Consider the following 14,824-nt stretch of genomic DNA (forward strand, 5'->3'; position numbering starts at 1 on the left):
ATTACTGTTTATTTCTCCTCTACCAACGCGTAATTTTGTTTAGAGTTAGCCTGCATAATTCCGGTTGAGTCGTAAGTCAGCAGGCCGTTATACGCGAGCCACCTACCTTTCTCCACGGAAAAAGAAGCCAGTCCCTGGAATGTCATTTTCATAGTAGTGGGCACCTTTGATAGGTCGCCTGTGGGAGAAGGCAGAGCGAAGTATCCTTTTATAAATTCAACAATATCGTATTTAAGCGTAACAATCCTATCACCGTTGACATTTTCAAACCTAATGGCAGTTACCTCATTCTTGTGGTAAGATGAATCACATTTAAAATTTTGATCGGCAGTAACAAAATTAACACTCAAAGGCCATGAGTCGCCTTGTTTAATAGCTTTACCCGGCAACTCAAAAAAAAGTGCTAATATATTCTTTTGTCCAGTTTTGGTATAAAAACTCGCAATAGTACCATCATCGTGTATAGAACCGCGAAGCATTACACCGTTCGTCATTTTCCTAAAAAAATCGGCCATCATATTTGTACTGTCTACGCCGGGAACAGGTGATTTACTGTCGTTTTTTGTTATCAGCTCAATATCAATAACATCTTTGTGCTTTTCAGTAAGTCGGGTAACCATGCTTGTAGGCTTCATAGCGGCGCTAAGCTTCTTCATTATATCACGCGCACCCGAAACGTTTGCAGAATCGGCTCCCATAGCTTTCATTGCACCGCTCATATCAAAGGTATTGACAGCAGGATTCGCCTCTTCCATTGTAGTTTTATAAGAAATAACTTCATTGGGTTTCAATTTCCATTTGAGCAAAACCGGCTGGTTATTCTGGGAAAAAGCTCGTATAGAAACGGTTGAGAAGGCAACAGTTAAAAGTAATTTAATTTTGTGCATCGATCTAGATTATGCCTCTAATGTACAGATAAATCGCTCACAAAAAAAGGTGTCATGCTCACCGCATAACACCTTTCAAGCTTTCAGCCTTTAGCTTTAAGCCTTAGGCTGATATAGCGTTTATAATATCATACTGGGTAATGATCTCGATTTTACCCTGCCCGTCTTCAACAAGCACAGCAATATTATCTTTATTGATCATGGCCGAGATCCTGTCTATCGAAGTGTTCAGATCAACAAAGGGGAACGGAGCTGTGGTAATGTTTTTGATCGGCTGCGATTTGATTGAAGGGTTTTCGATTAGCGAATCCAGGATATCGCTTTCGGTGATCTTCCCAATTACCATACCTTTTTGCGTAACCGGGATTTGAGAGATATTGAGCGATTTAATAGTATTAATAGCCTCAAGCACGCTCTTTTCGCAATCAATGGTAATGATTTCCTGTACATCTTTTTTGCTGATGATATCGCGGGCGGTAAGTTTCTCGTCTTTCAGGAAACCACGGTCGCGCAGCCAGTCGTCATTATACATTTTGCCAAGATAGCGGGTACCGTGGTCTGGGAAGATGATCACAACTACATCGCCCTCTTTAAACTTATCCTTCATCTGCAGCAAACCTGCAACTGCTGAACCTGTTGAGTTACCAGAGAAGATCCCTTCTTTGCGGGCGATCTCGCGGGTCATGAGGGCGGCATCCTTATCGGTCACCTTTTCAAAATGATCTATCAGGCTAAAATCAACGTTTTGTGGCAGGAAATCTTCGCCAATACCTTCAGTGATGTATGGATAGATCTCGTTTTTATCAAAAACACCTGTTTCCTTGTATTTTTTAAATACCGAACCATAAGTATCAATACCTAAAATCTGTATGGCAGGGTTCTTCTCTTTCAGATAACGGGCAATACCTGATATAGTACCACCAGTACCAACACCTGCAATAAGGTGGGTGATCTTGCCTTCAGTCTGCTCCCAAATTTCGGGACCAGTACTTTCATAGTGCGCCTGCGAGTTGCTCAGGTTATCATACTGATTGGGCTTCCATGAGTTAGGGACTTCCCGCTCCAGGCGTGACGATACCGAATAGTATGACCTTGGATCTTCAGGTTCCACGTTAGTAGGGCAAACAATTACCTCGGCCCCAAAGGCGCGCAAAGCATCAAACTTTTCTTTTGACTGTTTATCTGTACTGGTAAAAATACATTTATAGCCTTTGATAACGGCCGCGATAGCCAGTCCCATACCGGTATTGCCCGATGTGCCTTCAATAATGGTACCGCCGGGTTTAAGCTTACCGCTTTTTTCGGCGTCTTCAATCATTTTAAGGGCCATACGGTCTTTAATGGAGTTGCCGGGATTGGTTGTCTCTATCTTGGCTAAAACAGTAGCTGGAATGTCTTTTGCTACTTTATTCAGTTTTACCAGCGGCGTATTGCCAATGGTATCGAGTATGTTGTTGTACCACATAATTTAAATCTCTACTAACCCGGTATATAAAGCAGGGTTACGCCTCAAAAATAAGTTTCTTAAATGATATTTCTTTTATGGAAAAGTAAATAGATCTGCATCCTATAAACACACAAGCATAAATGTAATAAATTCAAACCGGTGGTAATTACCACAAAACATACCTAAACATGCAGGCAACACTAAAAAGATCGTTATTATTTTTTAGTTTCTTAAGTTTTTGTATAACTGCCGCATTTGGGCAAAAGCCGCTTACCCCAAGCCGGCAAAGCAGTTATTATACTTATATATATAAAATAACGGCCGGCGATGTGTTTAAATTTTACCGCTACCCGCGTAAAAAACCTGACGAGCAAATATTACACAACCCCATTGACTCGTTTAAAACAAACGATAAATGGAACAATACCCTCCTTCCCGGCAACTATTTGAAAGTAGTGGCCAAAAAGAACGTGCTAAGCTATTCGCTTATCGAAAACCGCTCGGCCAATTTAAAACTGCTGGCTAATAACTATGACCTCCGCTTTATTTTGGTTGACCAGGCAGGCAAAGCTATTAACAACGCTTTAGTGCAGTTTAACAATCATACCGTTACTTATGATTCAAAGGCCGGCTTGTATATAGCTAATCCTTCAAAAAGGGATACCATACTAAAAGTTGATTACGCGGGCGTTACCAACTATTACGTTATAAAAAAACAGCAGCGCTCATCTTATTATCATTACAATCCGTATCGCAATATGAGCTTTTTTAAAGCTGCCTGGAAACGCTTTAAAAACCTGTTTAAGGGGCACGATAAATATTACAGCCGCCAGCCCGCAGATAATTACGAAGGCTTCATGGTATTTAACAAGGCCATTTATAAACCACATGATACGGTAAAATTCAAGGCGATCATCTTAAATAAAAAATCAAAACAACCTGTAAACGCAGCTCAGCTTTTGGTACGGCTCAAAGAGCGGTATGAGGATGACGGTAAGATCATCGGCAAAGTAAACAGTTACCGCGATGGGGCTTATGAATATAGTTTCGCCCTCACAGATAGTCTTGACCTTTCACTTGACGAAGATTATACCATCTCGCTCGAAGATCCATCAAGCGAAAAATACAAACTTAATGATTATGATGGCGATGACGACCAGGGCTTTTTAGCCAAACGCAAGGTTTTTCTGACGGGCCGGTTTAAATATGAAGAATACGAGCTTAAATCAATAACCTTCAGCACCAGGGTTGATAAAGAAGAACACGGGCCCGGAAATCCGGCTACATTATATTTAAAAGCCGTTGACGAAAATAACCTGCCGGTTACGGATGGCCGGGTTACTGTTACATTTAATACCCGTGGCACCGGCACGCACAGGCAAAACTACACTTTTGTGCCCGACCAGCTTTGGACACACCAGCTACAGCTTGACCCGGTTGGTGAAACCAGGTTAATTATCCCCGATTCTATCTTTCCTAAGGCAGATGTCACTTACACCATTAATTCACAATTTCTGAACAGCAATAACGAACAGCAATCGGCTAATAACGATATGAGTTACCGGTACAGCCGGTTTAGTATTACCGCCAAATTAAACGGTGATACACTAATCAGTACCGCCTTTGATAATGGAAAGGCCGTAAATGCTATGGCTACCATCAGCGCCCTTAACGCAAAGTATGATACCATAACCAGGGTCAGGGTAATGCTCCCGGCAAAAACCAACATCAATCCTTATGCCGATAGTTACAATATCGAAAGAGACAGCGCCTATGCCGACCTCGACCTAAAAGATAATAACGCCGGCATCTCGCTATCGGGCTACCGCACCGCCGATTCGGTGTTTGTAAAGGTTGACAACCCGCGGCACCTGCATTTTTGGTATTCGGTATTTGGCGGCAACAAATTAATTGATGCAGGGCAGGCCAATAACCTGTTTTATGTACGTGCTTATAATGATCAAAACCTCCTAAACTTTCAGGTGCATTATATTTGGGCGGGTGAAAGCAAAACCGAAGCCACCGATATCATGTACCGTGATAAGCTGCTGACCATCAACGTTCGTCAGCCAGTGTCGGTTTATCCCGGGCAGCAAGCTAAAACCGACATCGTGGTTACCGATGCCAAAGGCCAGCCCGTAGCCAATGCTGATTTAACGGCCTGGTCAATGACGAGTAAGTTTGCAGACTACAAGGCGCCGTATGTGCCATACCTTGGCAAAGGTTTTCCGTATCGCAAGCAAAAAATGGGTTTTAATACCGGCAATATAAATGGCGATGGTTCATTACAGCTCAACTGGAAGCGCTGGAGTAAAGAAATGGGGCTTGACAGTATTGCCTACTACCAGTTTACTCACCCCGAAAAAATTTACCGGGTTGAAGAAGATGCTAAAGACTCGCTAACCCAGGTAGCGCCTTTTGTGATTAAAAACGGCGATGTATTGCCCGTACACATCCTTTATATTGATGACCGGCCGGTGTACTTTGACCAAACACAACAGCTTAAACGCTACAGTTTCGCGGTATCGCCGGGCAGGCACATGTTCCGGTTCAGGACCAGCCATCAAAACATTTGGGTAGATAGTGTAGATGTACAAAAATCGAAAAAGCTGATCTTCAGCATTAATGCTGATAATGCGCACTCAACAAAGGTTTTGGATACATTGAGTACCTATGAAAGCGACTTCATCAACCGTTACCTGATTACCGTTATCAATAATTTTGGCTGGAAGATGGCCCTCCTTACCCAAAACGAAAAGGTATTCATGATCAATCCCGACCCGAACTATGGTTACCGGAACAACAGCGTACTCATAGGTCCTTCGGTCGAAAACTTTGCCAATTTAGATGTACAGGGCAATGGTTCGCGATATTTTGTTACCGAACCAGGCTATTCTTTTCAGTTTGAGCCCGGTCTTATCAAACAAAAAAGCATCGCTGCTGCCTATCCCTTCGATCCCATACTATCTTCATACCACGGCCCTGCCGATGATTATACACAGCAGGTACTTACCCAACCTGAGGCCGAAAGTATCTGGCAGCAATATCTTGACCTGCGCAGCAACACGCAATCACTTTTTGTAAACCCCATTATTACGGGCGAAACAGGTAAACTAAGTATGAGCATCGATCAACCTAAGGGCAAAAAACTGCTGGTTAAAAACCTGATCGTTTATAAATATGATGACCCGGACTTTTTATTGATCTATCCCGGCAATACCACATACATTAATAACCTTAACGCCGGCAGGTACAGGCTTTTATTTTTACTTAAGGGCGATAGTTATGATATTAAAGAAAATGTAACCATAAAAACAGGCGGCACTAATTTTTACAACTTTACGGTGTTGCCCACGCATGTTAAAGATTCGGTAGGTGTTCGGATCAGCAACATTATCAATAACAGGACGGGCAGCTATAATCACGGTGACCGCGAAATAGAAAACGATGCCCTGAAAATAAAAGAGGCCTTTAATGATAAATATCTTGATACCGGTACTTTCGGCGACATGATGAGCGGAACAATTATCGCCAGCGATGATAAATTAGCTGTGCCCGGTGTAACCATAAAGGTAAAAGGTTCATCAACAGGCACACTCACGGATTTAGCCGGGCGCTTTAAATTAAAAGTTCCCAAAACCGGCAAGCTCATTATAAGCTTTATAGGCTACGACACGCAGGAGCTAAACATACAACCCGGGGCAACTGTCAGGATAACCTTAAAACCAAGCTCAAAATTATTGCAGGAGGTTATGGTTATTGGATATGGTGCGGTAAAAAGAAGTGAGACCACGGGCGCGTTGGCAATGGTATCTTCCTTAGAGGGGAGGGTTGCCGGTCTGAATATAAACGATGGCGGGCCCGGAGGCGGTATCAACATTATGATTAGAGGAATGGCATCATTACCGTCGGCCCAGCCGCTGATTGTGGTAGATGGAGAAATTGTTGATAAGCTATCTGACGTAAATAAAGATGACATTGCAGAAATTAGTGTATTGAAAGACGCTGCTGCCACGGCAATATACGGTGCCCGGGGCTCAAATGGCGTCATCGTGATCAGAACCAAAGCTAAACCCGGTTTGGCCGGAAGCAAAAGGGCTGACAGTACACAAACCGGCAGCACGCAAACCATGCGTAAAAACTTTTCAGATTACGCCTACTGGCAGCCTAAACTCACTACCGACGAGCATGGTAAAGCAAGTTTCATGGTTACTTACCCCGATGATATCACCAACTGGCGAACATTTATCATCGGCATAACGGGCAACAGGCAAACCGGCTTTACCGAAAGCAGCATCAAATCATATAAACCTTTAAGCGCCAATTTCATTGCGCCGCAATTTGCCATAGCCGGCGATGAAATGAACCTGATTGGCAAGGTGATGAACTATAATAATACCTCCGCAAAGCTTACCCGTATTTTTAAATACAACGGACAAACCCTGAAACAGGAGGAACTGGAAGTTAAAAACTCCAAAATTGACACACTTACTATTACTGCTGCTGCCGCTGCTTCTATCGCTCCTACCGACAGCCTCACTTTTGAGTATACCATTAAACGGGATAACGGCTATTTTGACGGCGAGCAGCGCAGTATCCCGGTGATGCCTCAGGGTGTTAAAGAAACCAAAGGAGTTTTTGAGGCACTTGACCGCGATACCGCAGTGAACATGAAATTTGACCCGGCTTTGGGACCTGTCACTTTCCGGGCAGAGGCTTCTGTATTGCCTGCGTTGACTGAAGAAACCCGTAAGCTGAGGGAGTACAAGTATCTGTGCAATGAGCAGCTGGCTTCAAAATTGAAAGGCCTGCTCATGGAACGACACATTAAAAAGTTTTTGGGCGAAGAGTTTAAGTACGAGAGAAATATAAAAGACGTAATTAAAAAACTACAGGAAAACCGCAAAAGTAACGGTACCTGGGGCTGGTGGAAGGATAGTAACGAAGAACTCTGGATCAGTCTGCATGTAGTAGAAGCGCTTGTAGATGCCCAAAAAGAGGGCTACGCTGTTGAACTGGATAAACAAAAATTAACCGACTATCTCGTCTTTCAGCTTGAAAGTTACAAACGCAGGGACAAAATACTTTGCCTTCAGTTACTTCATAAACTGGGAGCGAAAGTTGATTACCAGAAGTATGTAACAGGCATTGAAAAAGAGCAGGCTAAGGATCAAAAAACCTTCGACTACAAATTGTCAGGGTATGATAAGTTAAGAATGATGTTATTACGGCAGGAATCTGCCCTACCCATAAAAATGGACAGTTTAATCAACACAAGCAAACATACTATGTTCGGTAACTTATATTGGGGCGAAGACGGTTATCGCTTTTTTGACAATTCGGTACAGTTGAGTGTATTAGCCTACCGCATTATCAAAAACGAAGGCAGGCACCCTGAGCTACTGGCCAAAATACGTGGCTACTTTCTTGAACAACGCCGGCTTGGTGACTGGCGTAATACTTATGAATCGGCGCTGATACTGGAAACTATTCTGCCAGATCTGTTGACAGAAAATAAACAGGTTAAACCATCGCAAATCACGCTTACAGGCACAGATACAAAAACGATCGACAAATTCCCTTATTCGGCGATGCTAACTGATAAAACGATCAGTATCAGCAAAACCAGCAGTCTTCCTGTGTACATTACCGGCTACCAACAGTTCTGGAACAGCAAGCCCGAAAAAGTGAGTAAAGATTTTACAGTAAACACCTGGTTTGAACGTAAGGAAAAAACAATAGCCACCCTGAAAGGCGGTGAACCTGTATTATTAAAAGCGGAGGTAACAGCCCGCGGCGATGCTGATTTTGTGATGATAGAGATCCCGATACCTGCCGGATGCTCTTATGAAAGCAAGGAGCAAACATGGTGGCAAAACAACGAGGTACACCGCGAGTATTTTAAAGAGAAAGTAAGTATATTTTGCCGTTCTCTTAAACAGGGCAAATATACATTCACCGTTAACCTCATCCCCCGTTACAACGGCAAATACACCCTAAATCCGGCCAAAGCCGAACTGATGTATTTCCCGGTATTTTACGGCAGAGAGGGGATGAAACAGATTGTCATTGGTTCATTTGTTCATTAGTTCATTGGTATGCTTGGCTCATTGGTATCTGGTTCATTTGTTTAGCGCTTGCTAAGACAAATGAACTAATGAACCAGTGAACTAATGAACTTAAAACTTCAAATGCTTAACCGTTAACCCGTTATTGATCAACTGCTTTAACGATTCGATGCCTATATGCAGGTGTGTTTCAACAAATTGCTCGGTTACTGATGAATCGCTTTCGGCGGTTTTAACACCTTCGGGGATCATCGGCTGATCTGATACTAACAACAGCGCACCTGTAGGGATCTTATTGGCGAAGCCGGTTGTAAAGATGGTTGCAGTCTCCATATCAACAGCCATGGCACGCAGATCTTTAAGGTACTTTTTAAATACTTTATCATGTTCCCAAACGCGGCGGTTAGTGGTATAGCAGGTACCGGTCCAGTAATCGCGTGAGTAATCACGAATGGTAGTTGAGATAGCCTTTTGCAATGCGAATGCCGGCAAAGCAGGCACTTCGGGAGGTAAATAATCGTTGGATGTACCTTCGCCACGAATTGCGGCTATCGGCAGGATCAGGTCGCCTACGTTGTTCTTTTTCTTAAGGCCTCCGCATTTACCCAAAAATATGACAGCTTTAGGGTGAATGGCCGTGAGCAGGTCCATAACAGTAGCCGCCACCGAACTGCCCATACCAAAGTTAATAATAGTAATACCGTTTGCTGTAACGCTTTGCATTGGCTTTTCAAGCCCCATAATAGGCGCGTTATCATTCCATTGCGAAAACAGCTGGATATACTTTGAAAAATTGGTAAGGATAATATACTCGCCAAATGCTTCAAGAGGCCTGCCGGTATAGCGCGGCAGCCAGTTAGCTACAATTGCTTCTTTTGTTTTTAATCCTGATTTTACGGGCGATTGCACTTCTTTCACCGGCGGTGGTAAGGCATCTCCGTCCTTTTTAATGTTTAATTCTTCGTTCATATGATTTCTTTTTATACAGCAAACCCCGGCATGATAACCAGGGCGCGCTTTATTTTTTAATAAATATAAGTGTTTGCTTATATACTGTGCGTTAAGCTACTTTTAACTTTTTCAGATCAGATTTTTCAAACTTCTCGCGTGCGTAATCCAATGTTACGTTCAAACGTTTCACATCTTTTTTGGATGGAAACTCGAACATAGCATCGATCATGATAGCTTCGCATATTGAGCGTAATCCCCTCGCGCCAAGTTTAAATTCCATTGCTTTATCAACAATAAACTCCAGTACTTCGTCTTCAAAATCAAGCTTTACACCTTCATATTCAAACAGTTTTTTGTACTGTTTCAATAATGAGTTTTTAGGCTCGGTAAGGATATTGTGCAATGCTTCCCTATCAAGCGGGTTGAGGTAGGTAAGCACCGGCAAACGGCCTATCAACTCAGGGATTAAACCAAATGATTTCAAATCCTGCGGTGTAATATACTTATAGAAGTTTTTAGTATCGATATCGCCCTCATCGTGCTTAAACTTGTAACCAACAGTTTGGGTACGCAGGCGATTGGCGATCTTTCTTTCAATACCGTCAAATGCTCCACCGCAAATGAAAAGGATGTTGCTGGTATTTACCGTGATCATTTTCTGATCCGGGTGTTTACGGCCACCTTGTGGTGGTACGTTAACCATGGTACCTTCTAATATTTTCAATAACGCTTGTTGTACGCCCTCTCCTGATACGTCGCGGGTGATAGAAGCATTATCACTTTTACGGGCTATTTTATCAACCTCATCAATGTAAACAATACCTTTTTCGGCAAGGGTTACATCATAATCGGCCGATTGCAGCAAGCGGGTTAGGATGCTTTCAACGTCCTCCCCTACATAACCGGCTTCGGTTAGTACGGTAGCATCACAAATGCAAAATGGAACGTTAAGTACTTTGGCGAGTGTTTTGGCAAGCAGGGTTTTGCCCGTACCTGTTTCACCCACCATGATGATGTTTGATTTTTCAATCTCAACCTCATCTTTATCAATACGCTGATTTAAGCGTTTATAATGATTATATACAGCTACCGAAAGTATCTTTTTGGCATCATCTTGCCCAATAACATACTGATCAAGATGTGCCTTCATTTCTGATGGCTTAAGCAAGGCCGGCGCCAGAGGCGATGACTTCACTTTACGTACCTTCAACTCCTCAGCCAATATTTCATTGGCCTGGTTCACACATTTATCACAAATGTGTGCATCAAGTCCTGCTATTAACATCAGGGAATCCTGTTTACCGGCACCGCAAAATGAACACCTGATCTCTTTGCTGTTTTTATTCATCTGATTTGTCTTCTTACTCAAAGTTAAAAAATTAGTGGCAAAAAAAAAAATCCTGCCCGTAAGTCGGGAAAGTGAGCAAGTCCGGAAGCAGCTCAGCTTCCGGACTTTAATAACTTTTTAACATTCCAAACATCCGGACTTTCCGACTTATCGGAATCCGGACTTTCAAGAATTATTTCCCTTTGTTACCTCTTAAAATCTCGTCAACCATACCAAATTCTTTGGCTTCTTCTGCAATCATCCAGTAGTCACGGTCAGATGCATCCCAAACTTTTTGGTAAGGTGCACCGCTATGATCGGCAATGATCTGGTACAGTTCTTTTTTCAATTTAGTGATCTCCTGATAAGTGATCTCTATATCCGACTGCTGGCCCTGAGCACCGCCTGATGGCTGGTGGATCATCACCCTTGCATGAGGAAGCGCTGCCCTTTTACCTTCAGTACCGGCTACTAACAATACGGCAGCCATTGACGCCGCCATACCTGTACAGATGGTAGCCACGTCATTTGATATAAACTGCATAGTATCATAGATACCTAAACCTGCATAAACCGAACCGCCTGGTGAGTTGATGTAGATCTGGATATCGCGTTTAGCATCAGCCGATTGTAAGAATAGCAACTGAGCCTGGATAATGTTTGCAATATTATCATAAATAGCATCGCCCAGGAAAATGATACGGTCCATCATCAAACGTGAAAACACGTCCATGGCCTGTACATTAAGCTGGCGTTCTTCAAGGATGTAAGGGGTCATGCCGGTTGGTACGGTAGTGATACCACCTGTTGGCATATTGCCTCTTTCAACACCTGCAATATATTTGTCTACATAAAGGCTGTTAATACGGTGATGCTTAACAGCATATTTTCTGAATTCGTTTTTATCGATATTACTGCTCATGGTTTTTGTTTGTTGTTCGTTAGGAAATGCGGGCGTCTTACCCGCGATAAATATAGTTTTTAGTTCAATAGATTTTTTGCAAGATAGTTTTTATTACGTAATTTTTTGATGAGGCCTACGTGACTAAACCTGATTTTTTTTGGTCAAAACTAACAGTAGAGTCGGCAGGAAGATGTTAGTGAAAATACCAACATCGGGCAGATACTCTCTTATGTCATTGCGAGCGTAGCGACGAAGCAATAACATATAATCTTAACGACACATAAAACACCAAAAGCAACCTTTTGAGTTGCTTTTGGTGAATATGCTATAAAATCTATCCCTTTTCAGGGCGATTGAAAAACTGCTTACTGTGCTGCGGTAACCAATGCACTGAAATCAGTGTAAAGAATATCCTGCTTATCTAAAGTGATCACATTTTTGATATAGTCAAATACTTTTAATGCTTTTACCTCTTCAAATATCTTGTTAGCGTTGTCTTTGTTTTGCAGGTACTGAACAGTGTACTGGCCTAACTGATCCTCAGGGATAGCAGTCGGGCTGTACATCCTGAACTGCTGATCTAAACGGATCTTAGCTAATTCAAACACATCTTCATATTTAATTTCGATTGTGTTATCAGTAATGATCTTGTTTTCAATCAAAGTCCATTTCAGGTTTTGAGCAAAATCGTTGTAACCGCCTTCTAATTCCTCGTCGCTCAGTTTTTCGTTAGTTGCTTTTAACCAACGTTTCAGGAACTCATCAGGAAGGGCGAAATCAACTTTAGCGATAGCCAGTTTGTACATGTCGTCCTGCAATTTGCGGTCGGCATCCTGAACCATCATGCTTTCAAGTTCTTCAGTAATTTTAGCTGTAAACTCCTCTTCGGTAGTTACAGTACCTTCACCAAATAATTTGTCAAAGAACTCCTGGTTAAGATCACTTTCTTCTAAACGGTTAACGTTTTTAACAGTTAATTGGAAATCGCCTCTTAAATCAGCTGCATCGTCTTCTTCAATTTTCAATAAACCGGCAATTTTAGCTGCGTCGTTATCAAAAGCTTTACGAATATCGAATGTTAACACATCACCTTTTTTCAAACCGATCAGTGAAGCTTTGATTGCTTCATCCTTGATCTGATCTAAACGTACAGACGCTGTATTGGTTACTCCACCCTCAAAAACACTACCATCAGCCGAAAGTTGAACCAATTCGCTGTAAAGAACGTCATCATCTGCCGATACGTCAGGATTTGTCATTTTGCCATAGCTGCGGCGGATATTTTTGATCCTTGAAGCCAGCGTTTCGTCATCAACTTTGATTACGTATTGGGTTAATTTATCTTTTGATGAAAAGTCGATGCTGAACTCAGGAGCTAAACCTAATTCATAGCTAAACTCAAAGTTATCGGCAAAATCCCAGTTGTATTCTTTGTTATCATCTGCAGCAGGCAATGGCTGACCCAATACAGCCAGTTTTTGCTCGTCGATATAGTTATTTAAAGTATCTTGTAACAGGTTGTTGATCTCATCAACAAGGATGCTTTTGCCGTACATTTTTTTGATGTGCGATGCAGGCACCATGCCCGGGCGAAAACCAGGAATTTTTGCTTTTTTAGCGTTTTCCTTTATAGCTTTTTCAACACGTGGCTGGTAATCTTCAGGGTTGATGTTAATTTTAACAACTGCGTTCAGGTCATTAATTTTTTCCTGTGTAATATTCATCTTTTTACCGGGTATTTAATTTAATCCTTTGAAATATAGCCTAAAACCTAATCCGTGCTATACAAAATTCGAGGCGCAAAAGTATGAATTTATTTTTAATTAGCGCTTGATTTTATATTGTTTTCAAGGAAAATGAAGCAGCTTTTAAAAGGGTTTAACGGCAGGGCAACATAATAATAGCATATAAATTTGTCTGAACCTGTGTTTGTGTGAACCCGAATTAAACCATTTTTTAAAATTGATTGAAAACAAGCGAACTTGCCTATCATTTCTGGTACATTCTTTAATTCAATAAATTCGGATTCAGACCATAATATGGGCGTTGCCTGCGGCCCGGGATCACGCTGCAAATCCCCGCCCCGGCCCACACGCGTAGGCCTACACAAGGCCGTGGGCTTTCCGCTGCAATCCCTAACACGGCTAACCGCACTAACCATCAAACCGGGCGTTAAACCCAACCAACCCCCAATCTATTTCCCATTCCTTTCAAATTTTACAACATGGTTACTGATGGGCTTTATTGTTTTCAAATAAGCATAAATTGCTTCCAGATCGGACACTTTCATGCTGCCATATCTCCACCACGGCATAATGGTTTGAAATTCGCCCGGTTTTACCGGTGCCGGCTGCATTTTACCATTGACAAATTGAGTAAAGCGACTTACAAATTGCTCTTTTGTCCAGCTACCAATGCCTGTTTCCTTATCGGGCGTAATATTAGCTGAAAACACTTTGCTTCCACCGGGTACTATATAACCTTGTCCGCCGGCAAAAGCCATAGCCTCGTTCAATTTACCTTTATCTGATTGCGTGTGGCATTCTTTACAGGCCGCGGCGTTAAGCAAATAGGCTCCATATTTAACAGTGTCTTCCGGATTTGGGATATTACCCAACGCAGCTTTTTGCGGCATGGTATGCACAATTACATTCAGCGGAAAATCGAGCTGATGACCCGGATAATTTTTGCCGCTCGGTTTTAAGGTGCGTATATAGGCTATAATGGAATAAAGGTCTTCCCTGTCCATTTTTGCGTAATAAGGCCAAGGCATTATCGGAAATATAGCCGACCCATCTTTTTTAACACCAGTGGTCATTGCCCTGAAGATTTCGCCATCAGTCCAGTTACTTAGGTTTAAAGGAGTAATATTAGGCGAATAAACCGTGCCGGGGAAACCTGCTGAAGCATCAAATTTTTCACCGCCGGCACCGGAAACTGTAGAATCTGAAGGGCCTGCAAATTTATCCCAACTGCGGATAGAATGACAATCCAGACAAACCGTTACATTATTGGCCAGATACTTGCCGCGGGCAATGCGTTGTGGCGTGGCATCAACTTTAATAGCTTCGGGTTGGCCCACATTAGGCAATGCCAGGGTTATGTAAGAGACGCCGGCAACAGCAACAAGAACAAGCGCTATAATTGTATAGGCCGTCCATTTTAAAAACTTTTTCATTCAAATTTTTAATAGTGATAGGTTGTAAAATCAAAAAAAGCCGCGAATTAGTTATATCCCCG

General features: G+C 42.3%; 8 protein-coding genes. 1 reads left to right on the forward strand and 7 read right to left on the reverse strand.

Annotated elements, in window-relative coordinates; translation table 11 throughout:
- Positions 1-8 precede the first annotated feature (8 nt).
- Complete coding sequence (locus J3L18_RS13140; protein ID WP_129567495.1) at positions 9-755, reverse strand: hypothetical protein; 747 nt, start codon at positions 753-755, stop codon at positions 9-11.
- 235 nt (positions 756-990) lie between these two features.
- A complete protein-coding gene (locus tag J3L18_RS13145) occupies positions 991-2,352 on the reverse strand; it encodes a cystathionine beta-synthase (protein ID WP_129567496.1) in 1,362 nt (453 codons plus the stop codon).
- A gap of 170 nt (positions 2,353-2,522) precedes the next feature.
- Here J3L18_RS13145 and J3L18_RS13150 point away from each other — a divergent pair, with 170 nt between their 5' ends.
- Positions 2,523-8,423 carry an alpha-2-macroglobulin family protein gene (locus tag J3L18_RS13150; protein WP_129567497.1) on the forward strand — a complete coding sequence of 1,967 codons (5,901 nt, stop codon included), beginning with the start codon at positions 2,523-2,525 and terminating at the stop codon, positions 8,421-8,423.
- Positions 8,424-8,513: 90 nt separating this feature from the next.
- On the opposite strand, the gene J3L18_RS13155 is transcribed toward J3L18_RS13150, so the two are convergent.
- The 5 genes from J3L18_RS13155 to J3L18_RS13175 form a co-directional block, all read right to left on the reverse strand.
- Complete coding sequence (locus J3L18_RS13155) at positions 8,514-9,371, reverse strand: AMP nucleosidase (RefSeq protein WP_091176387.1); 858 nt, start codon at positions 9,369-9,371, stop codon at positions 8,514-8,516.
- A 91-nt stretch (positions 9,372-9,462) separates the two neighbouring features.
- Positions 9,463-10,701, reverse strand: coding sequence for an ATP-dependent Clp protease ATP-binding subunit ClpX (gene clpX / locus J3L18_RS13160; protein ID WP_090524534.1), 1,239 nt, complete (start codon positions 10,699-10,701; stop codon positions 9,463-9,465).
- A 172-nt stretch (positions 10,702-10,873) separates the two neighbouring features.
- Positions 10,874-11,602 carry an ATP-dependent Clp protease proteolytic subunit gene (locus tag J3L18_RS13165; protein WP_090524532.1) on the reverse strand — a complete coding sequence of 243 codons (729 nt, stop codon included), beginning with the start codon at positions 11,600-11,602 and terminating at the stop codon, positions 10,874-10,876.
- A gap of 347 nt (positions 11,603-11,949) precedes the next feature.
- Positions 11,950-13,308 (reverse strand): trigger factor, encoded by a 1,359-nt coding sequence (gene tig / locus J3L18_RS13170; protein ID WP_129567498.1) that lies wholly within the window; start codon positions 13,306-13,308, stop codon positions 11,950-11,952.
- 470 nt (positions 13,309-13,778) lie between these two features.
- On the reverse strand, positions 13,779-14,762 hold the full coding sequence (locus tag J3L18_RS13175; protein WP_091176395.1) for a c-type cytochrome: 984 nt from the start codon (positions 14,760-14,762) through the stop codon (positions 13,779-13,781).
- Positions 14,763-14,824: the final 62 nt, after the last annotated feature.

This window comes from Mucilaginibacter gossypii (genome assembly GCF_017569325.2).
Taxonomy (GTDB): domain Bacteria; phylum Bacteroidota; class Bacteroidia; order Sphingobacteriales; family Sphingobacteriaceae; genus Mucilaginibacter; species Mucilaginibacter gossypii.